The sequence below is a fragment of the Sphingomonas sp. M1-B02 genome (assembly GCF_026167525.1).
GTDB lineage: Bacteria > Pseudomonadota > Alphaproteobacteria > Sphingomonadales > Sphingomonadaceae > Sphingomonas.
In genome coordinates this window covers 714120-740007 of record NZ_CP110679.1, presented here as the reverse complement: position 1 = coordinate 740007, position 25888 = coordinate 714120, and the positions used below count along the sequence as shown (strand labels likewise).

The following is a 25888-nucleotide window of genomic DNA, read 5'->3' as shown; positions in this document are numbered from 1 at the left end:
GTTTCGGCGTACGCGCCACCGCAACGCTTCTCGCGGGCACGATGCTCTCGAGCATGACGGCTGCGGCTTATGCGCAGACCGCCCCCGCCCAAACGGCGCCCGCACCTGCTCCCGGGGCGACGCCGCCTGCCGGCGCGCCGAATGCCACCCAGCCTCAGACGGCCGCGCCCCCGGTCGCCCCGCAGGTGGCACGCCCCATTCGCTCGATCCGCGTCGAGGGATCGCAGCGGCTCGAACCCGACACCGTGCTGTCCTACACCAGGCTGCGCACCGGCGGCACCTACACCAACGAGACGATTGATCAGGCGCTCAAGGACCTGCTCGCGTCCGAGCTGCTGGCCGACGTCGCGATCGAGGGTGTCGAGACCGGCGACCTCATTATCCGCATCCGCGAAAGCCCGGTGATCAATCGCATCATCTATGAGGGCAATAAGCGCCTCAAGAACGACAAGATCGAGAAGGAAGTGAAGCTGGCGCCGCGCCAGATCTTCACACGCACCGCGGTTCGCGCAGACGTCGCTCGCATCGTCGAGCTCTATCGCCGACAGGGCCGTTTCGCCGCGCAGGTCGAGCCGAAGATGGTCAGCCTGGACCAGAACCGTGTCGACGTGGTGTTCGAGATCAACGAAGGGCCGAAGTCCAAGGTCCGCCAGATCAACGTGATCGGCAACGAAGTCTTTTCGGACGGAAAGCTTCGCGGCGAGATGGCGACCAAGCAGGCGCGCATCACCTCGCTGTTCAGCTCGAACACGACCTATGACCAGGATCGGCTGGCCTACGACCAGCAGAAGCTGCGCCAATTCTACCTGACCGAAGGCTATGCCGATTTCCGGGTGATTTCCGCGGTCGCCGAGCTCACGCCGGACAAGCGCGATTTCATCATCACTTACGTAGTCGAGGAAGGCCCGCGCTACAAGTTCGGCCCGGTCACCGTCGACAGCGCGATCCGCGATTTCGACGACAAGCGCCTCGCCTCGGCCTTGGCGATCAAGGAGGGTAATTGGTACAATGCCAAGCTCGTCGAGGACACGGTCGAGCAGCTGAGCGAGACCGCGGGCGCGTTCGGCTATGCCTTCGCCGAGGTGAAGCCCGATTTCCAGCGCGACCGCGAAGCGCTGACCATGTCGATGAGCTTCAACATCGCCGAGACGAACCGCACCTATATCGAGCGGATCGACATCACCGGCAATCGCCAGACGCAGGACAAGGTCATCCGCCGCGAATTCCGCGTGGCGGAAGGCGACGCCTTCAACACCTTCCTGGTCAAGCGCTCGCAGGACCGGATCAATTCGCTCGGCTATTTCCAGGACAAGTTCGAGATCGAGCGCAAGGAAGGTTCGGCCCCCGATCGCATCGTTCTTGCCGCGAATGTCGAGGAACGGCCCAACGGCCAGCTGACCTTGTCGGCGGGCTTCTCGAGCCTGGAGCGCTTCATCCTCCAGGCGTCGATCCGCCAGGGCAATTTCCGCGGCATGGGCCAGACGGTGTCGGCCTCGGTCGATTATTCGAGCTATTCGAAGTCGGTCGAGCTCGGTTTCACCGAGCCTTATGTTTTCAATAGCAACGTGGCGCTGGGCGCGACGCTGTTCCGCCAGGATTACAACGCGTTCAACTATATCGGCAGCGATCGCAACACGACCTACAGCCAGGTCGCGACCGGCTTCCAGCTCGTCGCGGGCGTCCCGCTTACCGAATATTGGACGCTGTCCGGCCGCTACACGCTGCGCCAGGACGACGTGACGCTCGACCAGTCGAGCTTCTTCACCAACGGCGTCTGCGATCCGCTCAAGGCGGGCCGTTATTATTGCGAGGCGGTGGGCAATCGCATCACTTCGCTGGTCGGCGTCTCGCTGATCTATGACAGCCTCAACAGCCGCCTGCGCCCGACGCGTGGCCAGCGCCTGACCGTCGGCGGCGACTTTGCCGGTCTGGGCGGCGAGGTTCGCTACCTTCGCGCTCGCGCCAACGGCGAGAAATATTTCAACGTCGGCAGCGGCTTCATCTTCTCGGTCTCGGCCGAGGGTGGCTATATCCACAGCCTGGAAAAGACCGGGGCAGGGATCGATCCGGTCCGGATTACCGATCGCTTCTATCTGGGCGAGCCGCAGTTCCGCGGCTTCGATATTCGCGGCGTCGGCCCCCGAGTCCAGCGTATCGCCTTCACCGGCAGCGCGCTCGACGGCACCCAGGCGCTGATCACCGATCGCGAGCAGATCATCGACGATGCGCTGGGCGGCAAGGCCTATTACATCACCAAGGCAGAGCTCGAGATTCCGCTCGGCGCCGGTGCGGCCGAACTGGGTCTGCGGCCGTCGATCTTCGTGATGGCGGGCAGCCTGTTCAACATCACGCGTCCCGGTCTGACGATCAACTTCCCGCAGGCGCGCGATGCGTCGGGCGCGCTGCTGTTCAACAAGGACGGCTCGCCGACCTTGTTGCCCGCGGACAATTTCCAGAAGGATGCCGCCGGCAACCAATATTATCTCGTCGGCGCCGGCGACTCGGTCAATGCCGGGGCGGCGACCACCTGCACCGTCGGCTACTCGGCGACGCCGGGTGGGCCCTGCGTTGGCACTTCGGTCAATACCATCTATAACATCCCGACAGCGGCCTTCTTTGAGCGCTTCGTCGGAGACTCGCCGAAACCGCGCCTGTCGATCGGTGTCGGCGTCAACTGGAATTCGCCGTTCGGCCCGCTGCGCATCGATGTGGCCAAGGCGCTGCTTTCGCAGCCCGGCGACGACACCAAGCTCATCACGTTCAACGTAGGGACTCAGTTCTAATGACCAGCAAGAAAATCCTCTTGGCAGCTCTGCTCGCCGCGCCTGCAGCGATGGCAATCGCGGCTCCCGCCAGCGCGCAGGTTTCGGGCATCGCATATGCGAACCCGACCAGTGTCGTCGCCGCCTCCAAGGCGTTCGCTGCCGCCAACCAGCAGATCTCGACGACCTACAAGGCGTCGTTCGACCAGATCCAGGCGCGCCGCACCGCGATGCAGACCGAGCTGCGCCCGATGCTGACCCAGCTCGACACCAACAAGGACACCCAGATCTCTGACGCCGAAATTCGCGCCGCGGAGACCGCCAAGAATCCCGTCCTCGATCGCCTGAAGGCCGCGCAGACCCGCGCCGAGACCGAGATCAACACGCTCTCGGCGCCCGCGTCGCGCGCCGAGCTGTTCGCGATCGAATCGATTCTGCGCCAGTATGAGGCGGCCCAGCTCCGCGTCGTCAACGCGCGCAAGATCAACGTCGTGCTCTCGCCCGAAGTGTTCATGTACGCGCCCGATTCGGCCGACATCAGCGCCGCGATCACCGCGGAGATCGACAAGGTCGCGCCGACCGTGACGATCACGCCTCCTGCAGGCTGGCAGCCTTCGCGCGAAACCGTCGGCATCCAGCAGCAGCTGGTCCAGGCGGCGCAGTTGCGCGCCTATCGTGCGCAACAGGCTGCCGGCGCCGCTGCGCCTGCGGCTGGTGCACCCGCTGCCGGCGCGCCCGCAGCCGCCGCGCCCGCAGGAGCGACTCCGGTCCGGCCGGCCGAACCGCGTTGAGCGAAGCCGAGAACGGGGGCGCCAATATCGGTCCGCTCGATATCGGGCGGATCCTCGCGGCGCTCCCGCATCGCTATCCGATGCTGCTGGTCGACCGAGTCGAGGCGTTGATCCCCGACCGGTCGATCGTCGCCATCAAGGCGGTGAGCATGAACGAGGAGTTCTTCCAGGGGCATTTCCCCGGAAGGCCGATCATGCCCGGCGTTTTGCAGGTCGAGGCGCTGGCGCAGGCCGCGGGCGTCCTCGCCGTCGAGAGCCTCGGGCTCGCGGGATCGGGCAAGCTGGTCTATTTCATGTCGATCGACGGCGTGAAGTTCCGCAAGCCGGTCGAACCCGGCGTGCTGTTGCGGCTTGAGGTCGAGTTCATCCAGAAGCGCTCGCGCGTCTGCAAGTTCGCCGGCCGCGCGCTGCTGAACGGCGAAGTCGCCACCGAGTGCGAATTCACCGCCATGATCGCAGACCCGCCGAAGTAAGCGAGAGCCGCGCCCCCCGAGGTTGCACCCACAGCCGGTCTCTGTTAGGCGCGCGCGTCCGCTGCTGGTCGGTAACCAGCGGCTATCCCGAGGAATATAGACCGTGAAGAAAGATACCCATCCCGAATATCACCGGATCACGATCCAGATGACCGATGGCTCCGTGTACGAAACCCGCTCCACCTGGGGCAAGGAAGGCGACACGATGCAGCTCGAAATCGATCCGCTGGCGCATCCGGCCTGGATCGGCGGCCGCGGCCAGATGCTCGATCAGGGCGGCCAGGTGGCACGCTTCAACAAGCGCTTCGGCGGCATTTCGCTCGCCAAGAAGTAAGGGTCTCAGCGGCGCGTTGACCTCGTTAACGCGCCGTTAGCCACCCCGCGCCTAGCGTGCGCGGATGCTGATTTCCGAGAAACCACGATCCTTCGCAGCAGAATATGAGCCGGCCGAAAGCCTCGGTCGCCGCCGCAGCCCGCGTGCGCCGGTCTCGCTCGATGCGAAGATCGGCCGGGGCGGCCTCGATCGCGCCTTGTGCAAGGTTACCGATCTTTCGCTGCTCGGCGCGCGTCTTCAAACCTATTCGGAATTGCGTGCCGGCGTGATGATCTGGCTCGCATTGCCCAAGGTCGGGCATATCGCCGCCAAGGTGGTCTGGGCGAATGATTTTGAAGCCGGCCTGGAATTTCAGACGCCGCTGACCCTCGAGGCCTTCGAAGCGCTTACCGGTCCTCCCGCGGTCCCGCCCTCGCTGCAGTGAGGCGTCCGCGCGGCAGGCCGTTGGCCGCCGCATTGGCAATCATGACAAAGCCTGTCATTCTTGTGCTTCACTGGTTGGGGAACCGTGATGTTGAGGGCGTTGGTTGTCTGTGCGTTCGCTTGCTCGCCTTTTCCCGCGAGCGCCGGTGATCGTATCGTGCCCGCGCTCAAGTCAGCCACGCCCGCGACTCTTCCCCGCGACACCCCCACCAGTTACGGCCAGAAACCGGCGCCGGTGGTCAGGTCCGGGCCTGCGCGCCTCGATGATAGACCCTTGCCCTTCACGCTTCCTGCCGCATCGGCGCGGATCGAGGCACCAGCGCCGCGAATCGATATGATCCGGGCCGGGCAGGGCGCACCCGACAGCTTCGATATGGTCGCGCCACGCTCGGCGGATCGTTGGAACCTGACCCCGGGGATTGAAGAGACCACGTCGGCGGATGGCGGAAGCTATGCCGTCCGCGATATCCTGCGCGCGCAGCCCCGCCGCAGCCGGCGCGGCTCTCCGCTTGCCGCAGCGCTCGTCCTGCGTCTCGACGGCCAGGAAGACAGCGAGCCGTTCAGCATCGGCGGTGGGGGCGTCGCCGCCGCGCTCTGGCGTGCCGTTCCGAAAGAATAGCGCGACGCCAACCCCGCGCGGGCGGCCCTTGGCGGAGAGGGTGGGATTCGAACCCACGGTGAGCTTGCACCCACGGCGGTTTTCAAGACCGCTGCCATAGACCACTCGGCCACCTCTCCGCGCAGGCCCCCGCTATCGCGCGATGCGGCGGCGCGCCAGAATTTCTTGGGCGCCACGCGCTTCGGGGCTTCATGCTGCCGCATTGCTGTGGCACAAAATCCCCATGTTGAACTTGCGTACCCTGTTGGGAAGATTTGCGACGCTCGGCGTGGCGGTGGTGGCGGCGGCGCCCGCCGGGGCTCCGGCGATCGCCCAGGATGAATCGGGCTTTCAGGCCTATCTGCAGACGCTGGGCCGCCAGGCGGTGTCGGAGGGCGTCAGCCGCCGCACCGTCGATGCGGTGATCCCGACCTTGTCCTACAATGCCCGCGTGGTCGAGCTTGATCGTCAGCAGCCCGAAACGCGCCCCAACGCGCCGATCCCGGCCTTCGCGCCCTATAAGGCCCGCCATGTCGATGCGGCGCGGATCGGGCAGGGGCAGGTGGCCTATCGCCGCCAGCGCGCGAAGCTCGAACGGATCGAGCGCGAGACCGGCGTGCCCGAATCGGTGATGGTCGCGATCTGGGGGCATGAGACCAATTACGGCCGCGTGATGGGCGGCTTCGATCTGCCCCGCGCGCTGGCCAGCCTGGCCTATGAGGGGCGTCGGCGAGCCCTGTTCTCGTCTGAATTCATCGCCACGCTCAAGATGATCGATCGCGGCGTGCCGCGCGACAAGCTGGTCGGCAGTTGGGCAGGGGCCTTCGGCGGCCCGCAATTCCTGCCTTCGGTCTATCTGCGCCTCGCGGTCGACGGCGATGGCGACGGGATGGCCGATATCTGGAGCAGCGAAGCCGATACGCTCGCCTCGATCGGCAACTATCTCTCCAACGCCGGCTGGCGCGCCGGTCAGCCCTGGGGCTTCGCGGTCAGCGTGCCGCAGGGGCTGAACCGTGCCGCGCTGGCGAGCACCACCGTCTCGCCGCGCTGCCCGCGCGTGCATGAGCGTCACAGCCGCTGGAAGACGATGGCGGAGTGGCGCGCGCTCGGCATGGTGCCCACCGGGCGCGGTTGGCCCGCCGATTCGGTGCAGGCGACCCTTCTCGAGCCCGACGGCCCCGGAAAGACCGCTTATCTGCTCACCGGAAATTATCGCGTCATCCTCGATTATAATTGCTCGAATTTTTACGCTTTGTCGGTAGGTCTGCTCGCCGATGAAGTCGAACATTAGCCTGACGGCAGCCCTCAGCCTCCTTCTCGCCGCCTGCGGCGGGGGACGCAGCTATTCCAACTACGCGCCCGAGCCCGCCGGCCCGCCGGAGCCGACGACGTGGCGCACAGCCGACGGTTCGCTCCGCTCGCGCCCGGCCGATGATTTCGGACCTCCAGCGGACGGCCCGGCGCCCTATATCGCCCCGGGGGCGGACTATGCGGCCCCTGGCGCGGGTTATACTCCGCCACGCCCCAATGCCGCCCCGCCGCCGCCACGGCCCTTTACGCCGCCGCCGGCGCCGCAGGACGGCATGATCGATCCTGCCGCCGGTGCCACCGGGCCCAGCGGCTCCTCGCGTCCCGGCCCGGGCGAAACGCGCTACGACGAGCTCGGTTATGCCGGCGTGCGCCCGGTCGCGGGCGGCGGCGCGGCCGATGCCGCCGTGGTCGCGGTCCACCGCTCGCTCCCCGTCAACACGATCGTCGAAGTCACCGCGCTCGATACCGGACGCACGATCCTCGTCCTGATCACCGGCACGATGGATACGGGCGCCTATCCGATGGCGCTTTCCGCGGGCGCCGCCCGCCAGCTGGGGGTCGATGGCGCCCAGTCGATTGCGGTGCGCGTGCGCCGGGTCGCCGCAGCGCCGCAGGATGTCGCCGCGCTGCGCGCCGGACAACCCGCCGCCGCCCGTCCCGATACGCCCCCCATACTCCTCACTGCACTCCGCAAGCGGCTTCCGGCCGCCGCCGCTGCGGCACCGACGCGCCCGGCGCCGGCGCCCGGCCGCGCCACGCGCCCGCCCGCACCCCCGCGTGCTGCGCGCGCGCCTGCCGGCAGTGGCTATTTCGTGCAGGTCGCCGCACTTTCGAACGCGCGCAACGCGCAAGCGCTTGCCCAAAGCATGCGCGGCTTCGTAAAGCAGGGCGGAGGGCTCCATCGCGTGCAGCTCGGTCCCTTCGCGACGCAGCGGGAGGCCGAGACGGCACGGGCCGGGGCCGTACGCGCGGGTTATAGGGACGCGCGCGTTTTCGCCGTCAACTGAGTAACCCGCGGGACCCTGAATACATGAAGAAGCTGATCGCCGCCTCGATCCTCGCGATCGCCATCGCCTATCCCACGACCGCGCAGACCCCGCCCTTCGATACGCCGGCGCCGATCGCCTATCTCGAGGACCTGTCCTCGGGCGCGGTGCTCTATGCCAAGGATGCGGATCGCCGCATCCCGCCGGCATCGATGGCGAAGATGATGACCGCGTATGTCGCCTTCGACCTGATCAAGCAGGGCAAGCTCAAGCTGACCGACACGTTCGAGGTTCGCCCCGAGACGTGGAAGAAGTGGCACAGCCAGGGCTCGACCATGTTTCTGGCAGTCGGCGAAAAGCCTACGGTCGAGGATCTTCTCAACGGCATCGTCGTCCTGTCGGGCAACGACGCCTGCGTCGTGCTGGCCGAGGGAATCGCCGGCACCGACGAAGCCTTTGTCAACCTGATGAACCAGCAGGCCAAGAAGCTCGGCCTCAACAACAGCCAGTTCGGCACCACCAACGGCTGGCCCGACGAAGGACGCACCTTCGTCACCGCGCGCGATCTCGCGCATCTGGCAAAGGCGACGATCCAGGATCATCCGCAGCTCTACAAGCAATTCTACAGCCGCACCTCCTACACCTGGGGCAAGACGCTCGGCGCGGGCGCGGCGATCACCCAGGGCAATCGCGATCCGCTGCTCGGCAAGGTCGCCGGCGCAGACGGGCTGAAGACGGGCCATACCGAGGAAGCGGGCTACGGCTTCACCGGCTCGGCCGAGCAGAATGGCCGCCGGCTGGTGATGGTCGTGGCGGGACTCGATTCCTACAACGGCCGCGCTTCCGAATCGGTGCGCTTCATCGAATGGGGCTTCCGCGCCTGGAGCCCGCGGCCGATCGCGTCGAAGGGCCGCAAGATCGGCGATGTCGAGGTCCAGGGCGGCGGCGCCGATACCGTCGCGGTCGCCGCGCCGCGCGATCTCAACGCAACCGTCCCCGCCGGCACCTCCCCCGAGCTCAAGGGCCGCATCGTCTATCAGGGCCCGGTCAAGGCGCCGATCAAGGCGGGCGACCATATCGCCGACCTGATCGTCGACACCCCCGGCATGCCCAGCCAGACGCTGCCGCTGGTCGCGCAGGCCGACGTCGCCGAAGCCGGCTTCTTCCGCCGTGCCTGGCTCGGCCTGACCTCGCTGTTCGGCTGAGTCCCCAACTAAATCCCGTCATCCCGGCGAAGGCCGGGATCCAGGGTTTTCTCAGCCGTCCCGCTTGTGACTCTGGATCCCGGCCTTCGCCGGGATGACGAAATTGGGTATGAAGTGCGAATGCCCCTCCTCGGCAACGACTCCGCCCGCGAGGCGCTAGCCGCCGCGATGGCCAGCGGCGCACTCCACCACGCCTGGCTGATCGCCGGGCCCGAGGGGGTAGGGAAGGGCAGCTTCGCCCGCATCGCCGCGCTGCGCATGCTCGCCGAAGCCTCCGAGCCGCAAAAGCTGAGCCCCGGCTGGGACACGCCAGAGACCAGCCAGACCGCGCACCTGATCGCCGCCGGCGCCCACCCTGACTATCGCGTCCTGGCCCGCCTGCCCAAGGATCCCGACAAGCCCGACGAAGCGCTCGCCCGTTCGATCACAATCGCCCAGGTCCGCAGCCTCCAGCCGCTCTTCGCCAACAAGCCGTCGCTGTCCGAACGGCGCGTCATCATCATCGATTCGATCGACGATCTCGAGCGCAGCGGCGCCAACGCCCTCCTCAAAAATCTCGAGGAGCCCCCGCAAGGCACGATCTTCCTGCTCGTCAGCCACGCCCCCGGCCGCCTGCTGCCCACGATCCGCTCGCGCTGCCGCCTGCTCCGCTTCGAGGCGCTCGCGCCCGAGCAGGTCGCGTCGATCCTGCGCGCCGAACTGCCCCAGGCCACCGCAAGCGAGGTCGAAGCGCTGGTCCGCGCCGGCGAAGGCTCCCCCGGCCGCGCGCTCGGCTTTGCCGGCCTCGACGTGGCCGCCCTCGACGCCGCGATGGCCGAACTCGCCGAAACCGGCGACCCGAGCAACGTCACCCGCTCGCGCCTCGCCAAACTGCTCGGCACCAAGGCCGCGCAACCCCGCTACGAAGCCTTCCTCGACCGCGCCCCCGCCTTCATCGCCGCCCGCGCGAAGCCCTTGTCGGGCGAGTCCCTGCTGACCGCGCTCAACGCCCACGCCGCCGCTCGCGACCTCGCCGGGGCGGCAATCGGCCTGTCGCTCGATGCGGGGGCGACGGTGTTCGAAATGTCGGGCCTCATCGCGCGGCTTTCATTCCAAAAATAGTCGTCATCCCGGCGAAAGCCGGGATCCAGAGTAACTCTGCCTTGCCCTCCGCCACCCTGGATTTCGGCTTTCGCCGGAATGACGGACAAAAGGCGCGTGTTGCTCCGGTGCCCCACCCCCCCTAAAGCCCGGGACATGTCCAACCCTTACTATATCTCCACCGCGATCCATTACCCCAATGGCCGCCCGCACATCGGCCACGCGTACGAAATGATCGCAGCAGACGCCGTCGCCCGCTTCCAGCGCCAGCAAGGCCGCGACGTCTTCTTCCAGACCGGCACCGACGAGCATGGCCTCAAAATGGTCAAGACCGCGCGCGAGCGCGACATGACCCCGCGCGCCCTCGCCGATGAAATGTCCGGTTATTTCCGTGAGATGACCGAGGTTCTCGATATTTCGTGCGATCGTTTCATCCGCACCTCCGAGCCCGAACATTATGCCGCGAGCCAGGCGATCTGGCAGGCGATGGCCGATGCCGGCGATCTCTATCTCGATCGCTACGAGGGCTGGTATTCGGTCCGCGACGAGGCCTTTTACGAAGAGAAGGAACTGACCGAAGGCGAGGGCGGGGAGAAGCTCTCGCCCCAGGGCACGCCCGTCGAATGGACCGCCGAGGAGACCTGGTTCTTCCGCCTCTCCAAATACCAACAGCCGCTGCTCGATCATTTCGCGGCAAACCCGGACTTCATCCGCCCGGAATCGCGCCGCAACGAGATCCTGCGTTTCGTCGAGGGCGGGCTGGTCGATCTCTCGGTCAGTCGCACTAGCTTCGATTGGGGCGTCCCCGTGCCCGGCTCGCCCGATCACGTCATGTACGTCTGGGTCGATGCGCTGACCAATTACATCACCGGCGCCGGCTACCCGCACGATCCCGAGCGCTTCGCCAAATATTGGCCTGCCGATCTGCATCTGATCGGCAAGGACATCGTCCGCTTCCACGCAGTCTATTGGCCCGCCTTCCTGATGTCCGCCAAGCTGCCGCTTCCCAAGCAGGTCTTCGGCCACGGCTTCCTGCTCAATCGCGGGGAAAAGATGTCCAAATCGGTCGGCAACGTCGTCGATCCGATGGAGCTTGCCACGCTCTACGGCAAGGATGCGCTGCGCTATTTCCTGCTCCGCGACGTCAGCTTCGGCCAGGACGGCACGTTCAGCGACGAAGCAATCGTCACCCGCGCCAATGCCGATCTGTCGAACAGCTTCGGCAATCTCGCCCAGCGGACTTTGGCCTTCATCGCCAAGAATTGCGACGGCCAGGTAGAGGAGGGGAGGGTCGAAAAGGCCGACGCCATCCTGCTCGCCGAAGTCGACGTCGCCTGCGCGGCCTTCCGGTCGGCGTTCGAGGACCTTGCGCTGAGCCAGGGGATCGAGGCCTGGATGACCGGCGTGTTCGCATGCAATCTTTACATCGACACCCAAGCTCCCTGGGCACTTCGGAAAACCGACCCCGATCGGATGCGCGCAGTCCTCCGCACGCTGGTCCGCGCGATCCGCCATCTCGCCACCACGATCCTGCCGGTCATCCCCAGCTCGACCGCCAAGCTGCTCGCGATTCTGCCCTCGGAGGATGACGAGGCCTTCCGCATCGGTACCCCCACGCCCATCTTCCCTCGATTGGAGCTGCAGGCGATCGAAGCATGAAACTGGCCGACAGCCATTGCCACCTGATCTACAAGGGCCTCGGCGAGCAGCAGCCCGAAGTCCTCGCCCGCGCCCGCGAGGCCGGCGTGGTGGCGATGCTCAACATCTCGACGCGCGAGAATGAGTGGGACCAGGTCATCGAAGTCGCCGAGCGCGAACCCGATGTCTGGGCGTCGGTCGGCATCCACCCCCACGAAGCCGACAAGCACGAACATATCGACACCGCCAAATTGGTGGACCGCGCACGCCACCCCCGCGTGGTCGGCATCGGCGAATCCGGGCTCGATTATTATTACGACCATTCGGACCGCGATCGCCAGCGCGCCAGCTTCCGCGCGCATCTCGCGGCATCGCGCGAGACGCAGCTGCCGATCATCGTCCACACCCGCGATGCCGAGGAAGACACCGCCGAGATCCTGCGCGACGAGATGGGGAAGGGGGCCTTCCCCGGCGTGATTCACTGCTTCACTGCCAGCGGCGCCTTCGCCGACGCGGCGCTGGAACTCGGCTTCTACATCTCGATCTCGGGCATCGTCACCTTCAAGAACGCCAGGGATCTACAGGAAACCGCCGCCCGCCTGCCGCTCGATCGCCTGCTGATCGAGACCGACGCCCCCTTCCTCGCCCCGGTCCCACACCGCGGCCGCACCGGCGAACCCGCCTTCGTCGCCGACACGTGCAGGTTCCTGGCCAAGCTGCGCGGCGAGGATCCCGCCGCGCTTGCCGAGGCGACCCGGCAAAACTTCCACAAATTGTTCGCCAAGACCGTCGCGTGACGTTGTTCGCGCAACGACGCGACGACGCGAAGATGTTTGCGCGCAGAGGCGCAGAGGACGCAGAGATCGCCGCGTCAGCGGCTTTGATCTCCGACTCCTCAAAACTTAGCGCCCTTTATGCGCTGCGCGCAGCCCCAAAGCGCTCTGCGTCCTCTGCGCCTCTGCGCGAACTCAACCTCTTCTTCGTCGCGTCGTCGCGTCGTTGCGCGAACAAATGAAAATCCGCCTCCTCGGCTCCGGCACCTCATCGGGCGTCCCCCGCATCGGCAACCAATGGGGCGCGTGCGACCCCCACGAGCCGCGCAACCGCCGCACCCGCGCCTCGGTGCTCGTCTCGACCGACACCACGACGATCCTCGTCGACACGAGCCCGGACATGCGCGAACAGCTCCTCGCCGCGAACGTCGGGCATGTCGACGCCGTACTCTGGACCCACGATCACGCCGATCACACCCACGGCATCGACGATCTCCGCCAGCTCATGCACCTGCGGGGAGGGGAGCCGATCCCCGGCTTCGCGCGGCCCTTCACCCACCGGCAGCTGGAACAGAAGTTCGCTTATGCCTTCTTCGGCGGCGACGGTTACCGCCCGACGGTCGATCTTCAGCCGCTCCCCGACAGCCTACGGATTGGCGACATCCACATCCAAGTCGCCGATCAGCCCCACGGCAATATCAGCTCGGCCGGCCTTCGCTTCGATAGTAACGATAAATCAATAGGTTATGCTACAGACTTCCATGAGATGACGAAGGAGATGCGCGCGCTCTACAACGGCCTCGACGTCTGGATCGTCGATGCGCTGCGCCGCGCGCCGCATCCCACGCACCCCCATCTCGCGCAGGTGCTGGGCTGGGTAGGGGAGCTTGTCCCCAAACGTTCCGCGCTGGTTCATATGGACCATACGATGGACTATATGAGCCTGGCAGCCGAGCTGCCCGACGGGGTGGAGCCAGGCTTTGATGGTCTGGAGATGGTCGCGTGAACTGGGACAGCTGGGATAGTATGGACATGATCTGGCTGGTGGCCGTCCTGGTCCTGGCCGTCAGCGCCCTGACTGCGCGCCGGCTTTCCTTCGGCTATGTCCTCCGATCGCTGTTGAGTTGGGCGGTCATCGCGCTCGTAGCGTTCGTCGCCGTTGCAAATCGCCACGAGCTCGGCGCGCTATTTGCCAGCGCCTCGGCCAAGCTCGGGCTCGACGATCAGCAGGTCGATGGCGAGACCGTCCGCATCCGCATGGCGCCGGACGGCCATTTCTGGGCGCGGGTCACGCTGAACGGAGTCGAGCGCCGGATGCTGATCGACAGCGGCGCGACGATCACTGCGATCTCCGATCGCACCGCGGCCTCGGCCGACATATCGGCAAGCGGCGGGCTGCCGGTGATGATCGAAACCGCCAACGGCACCGTAGCGGCGCGCCGCGGCCGGATCGACGAGCTCGCGATCGGCCCGCTCAAGACCAGCGATCTCGGCGTCGTGGTGTCAAGCAGCTTCGGCGAACTCGACGTGCTCGGCATGAACTTCCTGTCGCGGCTGCACAGCTGGCGCGTCCAGGGCAATGTCCTCATCCTCGAGCCCAAGCCTGAGGCGATCGACGGCGGCAGCGACGCCACGACGAACAGCGCGGAGAATGCGCCGGCACGCCGTCGGCAGGGCGATGCCGGTCGATCCGATCGCCCCCCCGCCTGAACCGACCTCGACTTTACATAATGTATATTATCGTTCCGATGCATTAGCTGAGAAAGGGCCCCGCTCCGTGACCCCCATCGCCCCCGTCAATATCGAACGCCTCGTCGACATCATGGCCCGGCTGCGCAATCCCAAAACCGGTTGCGAATGGGACAGCGTCCAGACCTTCGCGACGATCGCGCCCTATACGATCGAGGAAGCCTATGAGGTCGCCGACGCGATCCAGCGCGCCGACATGGCCGAGCTCCAGGACGAGCTCGGCGACCTGCTCCTCCAGGTCGTCTTCCACGCCCGCATCGCCGAGGAAGCCGGCCATTTCGCATTGCCGGACGTAATCGCCTCGATCAGCGACAAGATGGAGCGCCGCCACCCGCATATCTTCGGCGACGCTGCCGAGGGCGGCCATTATCTCTGGGAACAAATCAAGGCCGCCGAGCGGGAGCGCAAAGGCGAGCAGGGCGCGCTCGACGGCGTAGCGATCGGCCTCCCCGCCCTCCTCCGCGCCGAAAAGCTCCAGAAGCGCGCCGCGCGCACCGGCTTCGACTGGCCCGATCCCAGCGGCGCCCGCGCCAAGATCGACGAGGAACTGGCCGAGGTCGAAGCGGCCACCAGCGATGCCGAGCGCGAGGAAGAGATTGGCGACCTGCTCTTCGCGGTGGTGAATTGGGCGCGCAAGCAAGGGGTCGACCCGGAGGCGGCGCTGCGATCCGCCAACGCCAAGTTCGAGCGCCGTTTCAAGGCGATGGAGGCCGAAGCCGGCAACGCCTTCGCCGGGCTCGATCTGGATGCCAAGGAGGTTCTTTGGGTTGCGGTGAAGCAAGCCCGCCCGTGAAGAACATCCTCTTCATTTGCAGCCAGAACCGGCTCCGTAGTCCTACCGCTGAGCAGATTTTCGCCAGCCATCCTTCGATCGAAGTGAGTTCGGCGGGCACGAATCACGATGCCGAAAACCCGTTGAGCCGGGAATTGATCGAATGGGCAGATCTGATCTTCGCCATGGAACGCCAGCACCGCAGCAAGGTGCAGAAGCGTTTCCGCGCCTCGCTCAACGGGAAACGGATCGTCGTCCTCGATATTCCCGACGATTACGAATTCATGGACCCCGCCCTGATCGCGCTACTCGAGGCAAGGATGAAGCGCCATCTTCCCCCGGCCCCATTGCCTACGGAATAGCCCCTCTCGGCACGGGCTTGCAGAATAGGACTTCCTGTGCCTCGTTCTCTGCTTGTTCTTTGGCATTGGAATATAGCTAGCCGCCAAGACAGGCGGCGCGACATTTCGAGATTGGCCGACGGATGAATGCCGGCGCCGACGCGGCTTGCGGTTTCGCATTACACTGGTCATCCCGGCGAAAGCCTGGAGCCAGGGTCACGAGCGTCGGTCTGTCCGGCTCTCGCCGCGATGCCGATAGTGTGACCTTGGTGTGACTTTCGGCGCTAGCCGCGCTGCCCGAACCGCTCATAATCCCGCGGCGCCATCCGCACTTCATAGACTGCGCGATCGTCCTCGACGGTCTGCTCGATCACTTCGCCATGCTGGTGCAGCCACGCCGCCGCGGCGCCGTCGCCGGCCTCGAGCTCGATGACATAGCGCCGATGCCCCTCGGTCAGCCGCGCGGCAACGGTCTCGAGCAGCGTCGCCACCCCTTCCCCGGTCCAGGCCGAGATCGGCATCACATCCTCGCGCTTGGCCGCATCTTCGAGCAGCGCCGCGCGATTCTCGTCATCGACCAGATCGAGCTTGTTCCACGCCTCGAACCGCGGCGTCTCCAGCGCAACCCCGATCTCCCCCAGCACCTTCTCGACGTCGGCGCGCTGCGCCTCGGAGTCGGGATGCGAGATGTCGCGGACATGGATCAGCAGATCGGCCGAGATCACTTCCTCGAGGGTCGCCTTGAACGCCGCGACCAGCTGCGTCGGCAGCTCGGAGACGAATCCCACCGTGTCGGAAAGGATCGCCTTGTCGATCCCCGGCAGTTCGATCTGGCGCAGAGTCGGGTCGAGCGTGGCGAAGAGCAGGTTCTCCGCCATGACGTCGGCGCCGGTCACGCGGTTGAACAGGGTCGACTTGCCCGCATTGGTATAGCCGACCAAGGCGATCACCGGCCACGGTGCGCGCTGGCGCCGGTCGCGATGCAGCGCGCGAGTGCGGCTCACCTGGTCGAGCTCTTTCTTGAGTCGCGCCATCCGGTCGCGGATCAGCCGGCGATCGGCCTCGATCTGGGTCTCGCCCGGGCCGCCGAGGAAGCCGAAGCCGCCGCGCTGCCGTTCGAGGTGGGTCCAGCTGCGCACCAGTCGGCCCGCCTGATAATCGAGATGCGCCAGCTCGACCTGCAGCCGACCCTCGGCGGTGCGCGCCCGCTCGCCAAAGATCTCCAGGATCAGCCCGGTGCGGTCGATCACCTTGCAGCCGAGCGTGGTCTCGAGATTGCGCTGCTGCACCGGCGTGAGCGCCGCGTCGAACACTGCGAGCTGCAGCTCCGCGTCGCGCACGGTCTCGGCAAGAGCCTCGACCTGGCCCGATCCGATCAGCGTGCCCGGCTTGGGCTGGCGCAGCTTGAAGCTGACCTTGTCGACCACCTCCACGCCGATCGCCATCGCCAGGCCCGCAGTCTCCTCGAGCCGCGCGTCGGAATCGCGCGAGCTGCCGCCCGTGTCGGGGTAAATGACGACAGCCCTCGCGCCACGCGAGAACTCGGTGGCGTCGCGATCAAATCCGGTGCTCATGCCATGCTCAATCGTCGTCGGACCCGTTGGTTTCCTCGGCCAGGTTCAGCGGATGCGCCGGCTGCACCGTCGAGACCGCATGCTTGTACACCAATTGCGCCATGCCCTCGCGCTGGAGCAGCATGCAGAACAGGTCGAATGCGGCGATCTGGCCCTGCAGCATGACGCCGTTGACCAGGAACATCGTCACATTTTCCTGCTGCCGGCGCACCGCGTTCAGGAAGATCTCCTGCAAGACCGGGTTCTTGGCCTGATGCTCTCCCGCCGCTTCGAGCAAAGCGGTGAGGTCGACCGGGCCCGACGGCATGATCGTGGAAATGGCATGCTTGTAGATCAGCTGCGATTGTCCGTCGCGACGCAGCAGCACGGAGAAATTGTCGAACCAGGTCACGATGCCCTGCAGCTTCACACCCTTGACGAGGAACATCGTCACCGGGGCCTTCGAGCGGCGGAGCGAGTTGAGGAACAGGTCCTGGAGCGAGGTTTGCTTCTCGGCCATGGCTGGAGGTCCTTATATTATTGGCGGGGTCTGTCCCGCAACGCGCCGTTTCCCGGCGTCGGAGTGCCGCACCACCTCGGCGCGCCGTGCCAATCTAGGGTCTGGGACCGCCAACGTCCAGAAGCGCTATTCGTCCCGGGTATCGGTGATGCCGAGCAGCTTCAGCTTGCGATGCAGCGCCGATCGCTCCATCCCGATGAAGCTGGCGGTCCGCGAGATGTTGCCCGAGAAGCGGCGGATCTGGACGCGCAGATATTCGCGCTCGAACGTCTCGCGCGCTTCCTTCAGCGGCGCGCCCATGATCGCGTTGGCACCCGCGCCCGCGCCCAGCTCGCCGGGCTTGCCGAGCACCTCGGGCGGCAACAGGTCGAGGTCGATCCGCCCGATCCGATCGCCCGGCGCCAGGATGACGGTCCGCTCGACCACGTTGCGCAGCTGGCGGACATTGCCGGGCCACTCATAGCTCTGCAGCGCCACCATCGCATCCGGCGCGACCTCGGGCGTCGGCACGCGGCGATCGCTGGCATAATGGGCGACGAAATGATCGACCAGCACCGGTATGTCCTCGCGCCGATCGGTGAGCGGCGGGATCGGCACCGGCACGACGTTGAGCCGATAATAGAGGTCCTCGCGGAAACGGCCCGCGGCGATCTCCGCCATCAGGTCGCGCGCGGTGGCGGAGACGACGCGCACGTCGACCTTGACCACGCGGGTGCCCCCCACCCGGCTGAAGCTCTGGTCGGTCAGCACGCGCAGGATTCTTGCCTGCGTCGCCACGGGCATGTCGGCAATTTCGTCGAGAAACAGGGTGCCGCCATGCGCCTGTTCGAGCAGGCCGGGGCGCACGAGATCGCCGGCTTCCTCGACGCCGAACAGTTCCTCCTCGACTCGCTCGGGCGTCATGCGTGCTGCGCTGACGATGACGAAGGGCGCCTGGGTCCGCTGGCTCCACCCGTGCAGCAGCCGCGCCGCGACTTCCTTGCCCACGCCCGGCCCGCCGGTGATCAGCACGCGGCTGCCGGTCGAGGCGACCCGCTTGAGCGTCGCGCGCACGCTGTTGATCGCGGCGGACGTGCCGGTGAGATCGGTCTCGCGTCCCACCGAGGCGCGCAGCGACACGACTTCCTGTCGCAACCGGTCGGTCTCGGTCGCGCGCTCGACCAGCAGCAACAGCCGCTCGGCCTCGAAGGGCTTTTCGATGAAGTCCGCGGCACCGCGCCGGATCGCGGCCACTGCCGTGTCGATATTGCCATGCCCCGAAATCACCAGGACGGGAATCGAAGGATCGCGCCGCTTCATCTCGTCGAGCAGTTCCAGCCCGTCGAGCCGCGAGCCTTGCAGCCACACGTCGAGCAGCACCAGGCTCGGCCGCCGTTCGGCGATGGCCTCGAGCGCCGCGTCGCTATCGGCCGCGCCGCGAGTGGCATAGCCTTCGTCTTCGAGCACGCCAGCTACCAGTTCGCGGATATCGCGTTCGTCATCGACGACGAGAATGTCCAAACTCATGACTTGCTGTTTCCACTACGTGTGAGTGCTGCGGGGCGCGGCTCGGCGGAATCGCCAGCGTCGGGATCGGAGGCCATTTTCGCCAGTTGCTCGGCATCGAAGCTGATCGTGACGAGCGTGCCCCCGCCGTCGCGATCGGAGAAGGCGATCGTCCCGAAATGCTCCTCGACGATCTTCTTGACGATCGCGAGGCCCAGCCCGGTGCCGCCGCTGCGCGTGGTCATATAGGGCTCGACGATCCGGTCGCGCTCGATCGGCAGCCCCACCCCGTTGTCGCCCACCGTCAGGATGATGCGCTTGGGGCCTTTCGTCTCGATCGCAAGCAGGATCTCGCCTTGGGGGAGTCCCTCCCCGTCCTCCCGCGCCTCGATCGCCTCGACGGCGTTCTTGATCACATTGGTAAGCGCCTGCCCCATCTGGCGGCGATCGGAGACGAGCAGCGGGGGATCTTCGGGCGCGTTCAGCTCGAAGCGGATCGACGGGTGCGCAACTTCGTGGAGAAACATCGCCTGGCGAGCGATATCGAGCAGCGATTCCTCGCGGAACAGCGGTTTCGGCATCCGCGCGAAGGACGAGAATTCGTCGACGATGCGGCGCAGGTCGCCGACCTGGCGGATGATCGTCTCGGTGAGGCGGGCAAAGACGCCGTCGCCAGTCTCGATCTGCTTGCCGTAGCGCCGCTGGAGCCGTTCTGCGGCGAGCTGGATCGGGGTGAGCGGGTTCTTGATCTCGTGCGCGATGCGGCGAGCAACGTCGGACCAGGCGGCGCGGCGCTGATCGAGCAATTGCTGGGTGATGTCGTCGAAGGTCAGCACCTTGCCGCCCTCGTCGCTGGTGATCTTGACTGCCAGCGTGCGCGAATCTCCGCCCGTCGCCACCTGGACGATGGCCTCGCGATCATCGCCGTCGAGCAGGGCGTCGAGCTCGGGCGCTATCTCCTTGAGCGGGCGACCCACAGGATCGCGGGCGCCGTGGCGAAGCAGCGCCATCGCCGATGCGTTCATGAGCCGCACCGTCCGATCGGCGCCGATCGAGATGACACCCGCCGAAACGCCCGACATCACCGCCTCGATCAGAGCGCGCCGGCTCTCGATCTGGGCGTTGGCACTGACCAGGGCATTGGTCTGCTCCTGCAGCCGTCCGGTCATGCGGTTGAACGCGCTTGTCAGCACGCCGAGCTCGTCCCGCGCCTTGCGATCCGGAACCCGCGCAGTCAGATCGCCGGCCGCCACCTGCCGTGCAGCGCCGACGAGATCGTTGACCGGCCGAACGAGCCGGTCCGCCACCTGCAGCGCCACCCACACGGCAACCCCGACGATGAACAGCGAAAGCACCAGCAAGGCGATGTTGAACTGGAGCTGCAGCGAGCGCGATCGGCTCAGCAATGCGCGATAATCGGCCAGCACCTGCGCGGCGCGATCGGTCTGCGCAGACATCTGGCCCAGGTCCGAAGCCCGTCCGGCGTAGAGATACAGATTGTCGGTATCGGGCACCCGGGTCAGCGAACGCGTCCGGTCCCCCTGTGCGTCGACGACGCTCGACAGACCCTGGTCGAGCTTGGCCAGCGCGTTGCGGTCGATCTCCTTTTCGAGATCACGTTCATAGGGGTTCACCAGAGCGATCGTCTGGATCTGGCCATCGCGTCCGACCGCGAAGATGATCGCCTCCGAAAGGCTGCGGATATAGACCTGCGTAGCGAAAAGCTGGCGAAAGCGCATGCTCTCCGGCGGTGCCTCGCGCAGCTCGTTCGACACGTCGACCGCCATCGCCACCGTGTTGCTGTCGACATAGGATAGAAGCTGCTTGTAGGATTCCTGCGCAAGAGCCTGCGAATTCTCGATCATCCCGCGGGCGCGATCCGAGAACCAGAATTCGACGCCATATTGGAAGAGCAGCGAGGCGGTGACTGCCACGAACAGGGTCGGCACGCTGGCCAGCACCGAGAAGATCGCGACGAGACGAACGTGCAGCCGCCCTTCCCCGCCCGCCGCCGAGCGCGCCGCCCGCCGCCGGGCGATGCGCCGCCCGATCAGCACCAGCAGCGCGACCCCCGGCAGCAGATTGCCGATCAGCAGCAAGGCGACGATCGGCGGCGTCAGCAGCCGCTCGGGCGATTTCTCGCCGCTGATCACGAAATAACTGATCAGCGCCACGATGATTGCGAGCGAGAGGATTCCGACCTCCACCGCAGGCGTGACGCCAAACCGCCGCTTTGGCGGCGCAGGATCGGTCACGGGCTCGGCAGGGGCGTGCATCGTTGCTGGAATACAACGCAACCGTTGCCCAGAGAACACACAAAATCGGTCAGTTGTCGCTAATCGGCACCATCCGAACGATTTCCGGCCATTTCGATGCCGAGCGTGTCGAGCCGCTTGCGCAAGGTATTGCGGTTGATTCCAAGCGCGCGTGCGGCTCGCAGCTGATTTTGCTGGTGCCGCGCCAGCATCGCTTCGATCAGCGGACGCTCCACTTCGCCGATGATCCGGTCGTAGAGCGTCCCGTCATCGAGCGCGCGGGGCTCCTCGATCGCGATCCGCTCGAGCCGCGCGCGCACCGCGGCTTCGATCCCGGCATCGCCCGCCGTCGGCTGCGCGCTGCCCGCCTCGCCGAGCGATCGACGGATCGATTCGGCATCGACCCACTCGTCGCGGCTCAGCGCGGCGATGCGGCGCATCAGATTTTCGAGCTCGCGGACATTGCCCGGCCAGTCGTAATTTTCGAGCACCGCCACCGCGTCGCGGTCGAGCTGCTTCCTGGGCAGCCCGTCCTCGGCCGCGCGATCCAGGAAATGGCGCGCCAGCAACGGCACGTCCTGCCGCCGCTCGCGCAGCGACGGCAGCGCCACCGGTACCACGTTGAGCCGGTAAAACAGATCCTCGCGAAACTGGCCGATCTGCACGAGCTGGGTCAGATCCTTGTTGGTCGCGGCGACGATGCGGACGTCGGCGCGGATCGTGCGTGCGCCGCCGACGGTGGTGAATTCGCCCGACTGGAGCACGCGCAGCAGCCGCGTCTGGGCATCCATCGGCATGTCGCCGATCTCGTCGAGGAACAGGGTGCCCCCCGCCGCCTGCTCGAACTTGCCCGCGACTCGGCTCGCCGCGCCGGTGAAGGCGCCGCGCTCATGGCCGAACAGCTCGGCCTCGATCAGCTCGCGCGGGATCGCCGCCATGTTGAGCGCCACGAATGGCGCACGGCGGCGCGGCCCGAGATCGTGAATCGCCTGCGCGACAAGTTCCTTGCCGGTGCCCGACTCGCCCGAGATCAGCACGGTAAGGTCATTGGAAACGACCCGGGCGATGACCCGATAGACCTCCTGCATCGCGGGCGAACGCCCGATCAGCGACGGGCCGCCGCCGACCTCGGAATCGGGCAAGTCGGCCGGCTGCCGCCTGCCCTTCGCCATCGCGCCGCGCACCGCCTGCGCCAGCACGTCGAGATCGAACGGCTTGGGAAGATAGTCGAACGCGCCGACTTCGGTCGCGCGAACCGCGGTTGCCAGCGTGTTCTGGGCCGAGAAGACGATCACCGGCAGGTTGGGATGCTCGGTGGTCAGCTTCGCCACGACGTCGAGCCCATTGCCGTCGGGCAGCACCACGTCCGTCACCAGCACGTCCGGAAGATCCGCCGCGAGCGCCCGGTGCAACTCCCCAACGCTGGCCGCCGTAACGACGGTATGGCCTTCGCGGCGCAATGCGGCGGCCACCACCGTGCGAATCGCGCGATCGTCGTCGACGATCAGAACCGAGCCCTTCATGCAGCCCTCGGCAGCAGGATGCGAAACACCGTCACTTCGGGCTCGCGCTCTCGGGCATATTGCACGATCCCGCCCATGTCGCGGACCAGCTTTTCGACGAGCGGGAGTCCCAGCCCCTGCCCTTCGGGCTTGCCCGACACGAACGGTTCGAACAGATGGTCGGCGATGTCGGCCGGCGCGCCCCGTCCATTGTCGATAACCAAAATCTCGATCGGTAGCGGCTGGCGCGGCCTGCCTGCCCCAGTGCTCACCGACATTCCGTGGCGATAGGCGGTGGCGAGGGTGATCCGCGGCTGAGCCAGGCCGGTCAGCGCCTCGGCTGCATTCTTGAGCAGGTTGAGCAATACTTGCAGGAAAGCGTCGGGATCGATCAGCACCGGCGGCAGCGAGGGATCGAAGCGCTCCTCGATCACCATTCCCCGCGCGAATCCGGCCAGCGCGACCCGGCGTGCGTGACCCAGCAACGGATAGACATTGGTAGGCGCCAGCTTGAGCGGGCGGGTGTCGGTAAAATCCTGCATCCGATCGATCAAAGCGACGATGCGATCGACTTCGGTGGTTATCAGCTCGGTGAGCTCGCCATCCTCGCCGCTCGCGCCCAGCAATTGCGCCGCGCCGCGGATGCCGGAGAGCGGGTTCTTGATCTCATGCGCCAGCATCGCCGCCGCGCCCACCGCGGCCCGCGCGCCCGCAGTCCGGTCCGCGCCCTGTGCCACACGGCGCGATTGCGGCGCGTGGTGGAGCGTCACGATCCGCCAGCCGGGATGATCGGCCACCAACGTCTCGACGAAATCGACGCGAAAGCGCGGCCCCCGCACCGCTTCGATCTCGATATCGAAGGCGGCGAAGCCATGGCCGTCGCGGCGATCGGCATAATCCTCGGGCGGGTGCAGCACCGACTCATAGGGCTGGCCGATCATGCTCGATTCGCTGTGGTTGAGCAGCAGCTCGCAGGCAGCGTTGGCATGCGCGATGCGCCCGTCGGGATCGATCACGAACACCGCGACCGGCAGCCCGGCGAACAGCTCGGCAAAATTCGGGGCAGCAGCCGGCAAGGGCCGGCTGCGCCTCAGGCCGCCGCGCGGGAAAGCCACGGCGCGTAGAATTCGGCGAGCATGTCCAGCACCACCTGCGGATCGGCCTGCTGGTTCACCTTGTTGCGGAACTCGGCCGAGCCATGGATGCCCTTGGTGTACCAGCCGATATGCTTGCGCATCATGTTGACGCCGACTTCCTTGCCATAAAGCGCAAGGCTGTCCGCATAATGGTCGGTAATGATTCGATATTGTTCATCGAGCGACGGATCTGCGCGCTCGCCCTTTCCGGTCAGCGCGTCCATCATCTGGCGCAGCACCCAGGGGCGGCCATAGGCGCCACGGCCGATCATCACCCCGTCGGCGCCGGATTGGCGCAGCGCCTCGCGCGCTTCCTCGATCGTGCAGACGTCGCCATTGGCGATCACCGGGATCGACACCGCATCCTTCACCCGGCGGATGAAGCTCCAGTCGGCGCTGCCCTTGTACATCTGGTTGCGGGTGCGGCCGTGGACGGTGACCATCTTCGCGCCGAGGTCCTGCGCGATGCGCGCCAGTTCGGGCGCATTCAGGCTGTCATGGTCCCAGCCCATCCGCATCTTGACGGTCACCGGCACCGACACGGCCTTGACGCACGCCTCGATCAGCGAACCCGCCAGCTTGAGATCGCGCATCAGCGCTGATCCCGCGTCGCCGCTGGTCACCTTGCGCACCGGGCAGCCCATATTGATGTCGACGATCGCCGCCCCGCGATCCTGGCTCAGCCGCGCCGCTTCGCCCATCTCATAGGGCGTGCAGCCGACCAGCTGCATCGACACGGGATCCTCGATCGGATCCCAGGCGAATTTCTGGATCGACTGGCGGGTCTCGCGGATCGCCGCCTGGCTCGCCACCATCTCGGTGACGTTGAGCCCCGAACCGTGGCGGCGCACGACGCGGCGGAACGGCAGGTCGGTGACGCCGGTCATCGGCGCGAGCAACACCGGCGCGTCGATCGTCACCGGACCGATCTGGATGGGGGAGAGTTCGCGCATGATCTGCCTGAAAATTAGGCAATGCGCCTAGCCGTCCACGCCGCGATTGGCAAGCCGAGCGTCTCCGGCTAGGGCGCGCGGCATGGGCAAGACCGCAGCGCTGATCGTTGCCGCCGGACAGGGCGTCCGGGCCGGCACCCTTTTGCCCAAGCAGTTCGCGATGGTCGCCGGGAAGCCGATGCTCGCCCACAGCCATGCCACACTGTCTGCGCATCCGGCGATAGACGAAGTCCTGGTGGTGATCGGCGAAGGCCAGCAAGAGGCGCTGGAAGTTGCCCTTGGGCCCGTGTCGTTCGTGATCGGTGGCCCGACCCGCCGCGAGTCGGTCGGCAAGGGTCTTGACGCCTTGGAGGGAGTCGACCGCGTGCTGATCCACGACGCCGCCCGCCCCTTCCTCTCTGCGCCTGTCATAGGCTCGCTGCTCGCTGCCCTCGAAAGCTATGACGGCGCCCTCCCCGCGCTTCCCGTCGCCGATACCCTGGCACGCGACGAAGGCGGCCTCGGCGAAACCGTGCCGCGCGAAGGTCTTGTGCGGGTCCAGACCCCCCAGGTCTTTCGTTTCGACGCCATAGTAGAAGCGCACCGCGCCTGGCCGCAGGACAAGGAGGCGACCGACGACGCTCAGATGGTTCGCGAACTGGGCCGCCGCGTAGCGCTCGTCCCCGGAGACCCCATGCTCGAAAAGATCACCCACCCCGCCGACTTCGCCGCCGCCGAGGCGCGCCATGCCGCCACGTTGCGCGTCCGCACCGCGCAGGGCTACGACGTCCACCGCCTCGAAGCCGGCGAACAGCTGTGGCTCGGCGGGGTTCTTGTACCGCACGACAAGGGCCTTTCGGGCCATAGCGACGCCGATGTTGCGCTCCATGCCATCACCGACGCCCTTCTCGGCACGATCGGCGCCGGCGACATCGGCATGCACTTCCCGCCCAGCGATCCGAAATGGCGCGGCGCCGCCTCGGCGCGCTTCCTGGAGCATGCCGCCGCGCTGATCCGGGCGCAGGGCGGAGTGATCGATTTCCTGGATCTGACCCTGATCTGCGAAGCGCCCAAGATCGGTCCGCATCGTGAGGCGATCCGCGCGAGCATCGCCGACATCCTGGCGCTGCCCGCCTCACGTGTCAGCGTGAAGGCCACCACCACCGAACGGCTGGGCTTCACCGGGCGCGGCGAAGGCATGGCCGCACAGGCCATCGCGACGGTGCGCGTGCCCGACAGCAACCCATGACTCGCTTCCGTAGCGGCGCA

The 25888-nt window shown here is 66.5% G+C and carries 24 protein-coding genes and 1 tRNA gene; 17 read left to right on the top strand and 8 right to left on the bottom strand.

Annotated elements, in window-relative coordinates:
- Positions 1-41 precede the first annotated feature (41 nt).
- The 6 genes from bamA (at position 42) to OKW87_RS03655 (ending at position 5402) form a co-directional block, all read left to right on the top strand.
- A complete protein-coding gene (gene bamA / locus OKW87_RS03680; protein WP_265543987.1) occupies positions 42-2783 on the top strand; it encodes an outer membrane protein assembly factor BamA in 2742 nt (913 codons plus the stop codon).
- A complete protein-coding gene (locus OKW87_RS03675) occupies positions 2783-3553 on the top strand; it encodes an OmpH family outer membrane protein (protein WP_265542366.1) in 771 nt (256 codons plus the stop codon). The genes bamA and OKW87_RS03675 overlap by 1 nt, the downstream gene beginning before the upstream one ends.
- The gene (fabZ, locus tag OKW87_RS03670; protein ID WP_265542364.1) at positions 3550-4026 is read left to right on the top strand and encodes a 3-hydroxyacyl-ACP dehydratase FabZ; all 477 of its coding nucleotides are present in this window, start codon (positions 3550-3552) and stop codon (positions 4024-4026) included. The genes OKW87_RS03675 and fabZ overlap by 4 nt, the downstream gene beginning before the upstream one ends.
- 103 nt (positions 4027-4129) lie before the next feature.
- A complete protein-coding gene (gene rpmE / locus OKW87_RS03665) occupies positions 4130-4360 on the top strand; it encodes a 50S ribosomal protein L31 (RefSeq protein WP_265542362.1) in 231 nt (76 codons plus the stop codon).
- 64 nt (positions 4361-4424) lie between these two features.
- The gene (locus OKW87_RS03660) at positions 4425-4784 is read left to right on the top strand and encodes a PilZ domain-containing protein (RefSeq protein ID WP_265542360.1); all 360 of its coding nucleotides are present in this window, start codon (positions 4425-4427) and stop codon (positions 4782-4784) included.
- A 273-nt stretch (positions 4785-5057) separates the two neighbouring features.
- Positions 5058-5402 (top strand): hypothetical protein, encoded by a 345-nt coding sequence (locus OKW87_RS03655; RefSeq protein ID WP_265542358.1) that lies wholly within the window; start codon positions 5058-5060, stop codon positions 5400-5402.
- A 29-nt stretch (positions 5403-5431) separates the two neighbouring features.
- On the opposite strand, the gene OKW87_RS03650 is transcribed toward OKW87_RS03655, so the two are convergent.
- Positions 5432-5521: transfer RNA gene (locus OKW87_RS03650), tRNA-Ser, on the bottom strand.
- A 104-nt stretch (positions 5522-5625) separates the two neighbouring features.
- On the opposite strand from OKW87_RS03650, the gene OKW87_RS03645 reads away from it, so the two are divergent.
- From OKW87_RS03645 to OKW87_RS03600, 10 genes are all read left to right on the top strand, one after another.
- Positions 5626-6672, top strand: coding sequence for a lytic murein transglycosylase (locus OKW87_RS03645; protein ID WP_443025077.1), 1047 nt, complete (start codon positions 5626-5628; stop codon positions 6670-6672).
- Positions 6656-7699, top strand: coding sequence for an SPOR domain-containing protein (locus OKW87_RS03640; RefSeq protein ID WP_265542357.1), 1044 nt, complete (start codon positions 6656-6658; stop codon positions 7697-7699). The genes OKW87_RS03645 and OKW87_RS03640 overlap by 17 nt, the downstream gene beginning before the upstream one ends.
- A gap of 23 nt (positions 7700-7722) precedes the next feature.
- A complete protein-coding gene (locus OKW87_RS03635; RefSeq protein WP_265542356.1) occupies positions 7723-8883 on the top strand; it encodes a D-alanyl-D-alanine carboxypeptidase family protein in 1161 nt (386 codons plus the stop codon).
- A gap of 120 nt (positions 8884-9003) precedes the next feature.
- Positions 9004-9984 (top strand): AAA family ATPase, encoded by a 981-nt coding sequence (locus OKW87_RS03630; protein WP_443025076.1) that lies wholly within the window; start codon positions 9004-9006, stop codon positions 9982-9984.
- Positions 9985-10119: 135 nt separating this feature from the next.
- Complete coding sequence (gene metG / locus OKW87_RS03625) at positions 10120-11622, top strand: methionine--tRNA ligase (protein ID WP_265542353.1); 1503 nt, start codon at positions 10120-10122, stop codon at positions 11620-11622.
- On the top strand, positions 11619-12398 hold the full coding sequence (locus OKW87_RS03620) for a TatD family hydrolase (protein WP_265542351.1): 780 nt from the start codon (positions 11619-11621) through the stop codon (positions 12396-12398). Before metG ends, OKW87_RS03620 begins: the two co-directional genes overlap by 4 nt.
- A gap of 214 nt (positions 12399-12612) precedes the next feature.
- Positions 12613-13380 carry an MBL fold metallo-hydrolase gene (locus OKW87_RS03615; RefSeq protein ID WP_265542349.1) on the top strand — a complete coding sequence of 256 codons (768 nt, stop codon included), beginning with the start codon at positions 12613-12615 and terminating at the stop codon, positions 13378-13380.
- Positions 13377-14084 carry a retropepsin-like aspartic protease family protein gene (locus OKW87_RS03610; RefSeq protein ID WP_265542347.1) on the top strand — a complete coding sequence of 236 codons (708 nt, stop codon included), beginning with the start codon at positions 13377-13379 and terminating at the stop codon, positions 14082-14084. The genes OKW87_RS03615 and OKW87_RS03610 overlap by 4 nt, the downstream gene beginning before the upstream one ends.
- A gap of 112 nt (positions 14085-14196) precedes the next feature.
- Complete coding sequence (gene mazG, locus OKW87_RS03605; RefSeq protein ID WP_443025096.1) at positions 14197-14916, top strand: nucleoside triphosphate pyrophosphohydrolase; 720 nt, start codon at positions 14197-14199, stop codon at positions 14914-14916.
- The gene (locus tag OKW87_RS03600) at positions 14913-15257 is read left to right on the top strand and encodes a low molecular weight protein tyrosine phosphatase family protein (RefSeq protein ID WP_265542343.1); all 345 of its coding nucleotides are present in this window, start codon (positions 14913-14915) and stop codon (positions 15255-15257) included. Before mazG ends, OKW87_RS03600 begins: the two co-directional genes overlap by 4 nt.
- Positions 15258-15520: 263 nt before the next feature.
- On the opposite strand, the gene hflX is transcribed toward OKW87_RS03600, so the two are convergent.
- From hflX to dusB, 7 genes are all read right to left on the bottom strand, one after another.
- Positions 15521-16810 carry a GTPase HflX gene (gene hflX / locus OKW87_RS03595; RefSeq protein ID WP_265542341.1) on the bottom strand — a complete coding sequence of 430 codons (1290 nt, stop codon included), beginning with the start codon at positions 16808-16810 and terminating at the stop codon, positions 15521-15523.
- Positions 16811-16817: 7 nt separating this feature from the next.
- Positions 16818-17309, bottom strand: coding sequence for an RNA chaperone Hfq (gene hfq / locus OKW87_RS03590; protein WP_265542339.1), 492 nt, complete (start codon positions 17307-17309; stop codon positions 16818-16820).
- Between the two features lie 126 nt (positions 17310-17435).
- Positions 17436-18815 carry a nitrogen assimilation response regulator NtrX gene (gene ntrX, locus OKW87_RS03585; RefSeq protein WP_265542337.1) on the bottom strand — a complete coding sequence of 460 codons (1380 nt, stop codon included), beginning with the start codon at positions 18813-18815 and terminating at the stop codon, positions 17436-17438.
- Complete coding sequence (locus OKW87_RS03580; protein WP_265542335.1) at positions 18812-21070, bottom strand: sensor histidine kinase; 2259 nt, start codon at positions 21068-21070, stop codon at positions 18812-18814. Before OKW87_RS03580 ends, ntrX begins: the two co-directional genes overlap by 4 nt.
- Positions 21071-21129: 59 nt before the next feature.
- The gene (gene ntrC, locus OKW87_RS03575; protein WP_265542333.1) at positions 21130-22572 is read right to left on the bottom strand and encodes a nitrogen regulation protein NR(I); all 1443 of its coding nucleotides are present in this window, start codon (positions 22570-22572) and stop codon (positions 21130-21132) included.
- The gene (locus tag OKW87_RS03570; protein ID WP_265542331.1) at positions 22569-23666 is read right to left on the bottom strand and encodes a two-component system sensor histidine kinase NtrB; all 1098 of its coding nucleotides are present in this window, start codon (positions 23664-23666) and stop codon (positions 22569-22571) included. The genes ntrC and OKW87_RS03570 overlap by 4 nt, the downstream gene beginning before the upstream one ends.
- The gene (gene dusB / locus OKW87_RS03565) at positions 23642-24640 is read right to left on the bottom strand and encodes a tRNA dihydrouridine synthase DusB (protein WP_265542328.1); all 999 of its coding nucleotides are present in this window, start codon (positions 24638-24640) and stop codon (positions 23642-23644) included. Before dusB ends, OKW87_RS03570 begins: the two co-directional genes overlap by 25 nt.
- An 82-nt stretch (positions 24641-24722) precedes the next feature.
- Between dusB and OKW87_RS03560 the strand changes: the two genes are divergently transcribed.
- A complete protein-coding gene (locus tag OKW87_RS03560; protein WP_265542326.1) occupies positions 24723-25868 on the top strand; it encodes a bifunctional 2-C-methyl-D-erythritol 4-phosphate cytidylyltransferase/2-C-methyl-D-erythritol 2,4-cyclodiphosphate synthase in 1146 nt (381 codons plus the stop codon).
- Positions 25869-25888 lie beyond the last annotated feature (20 nt).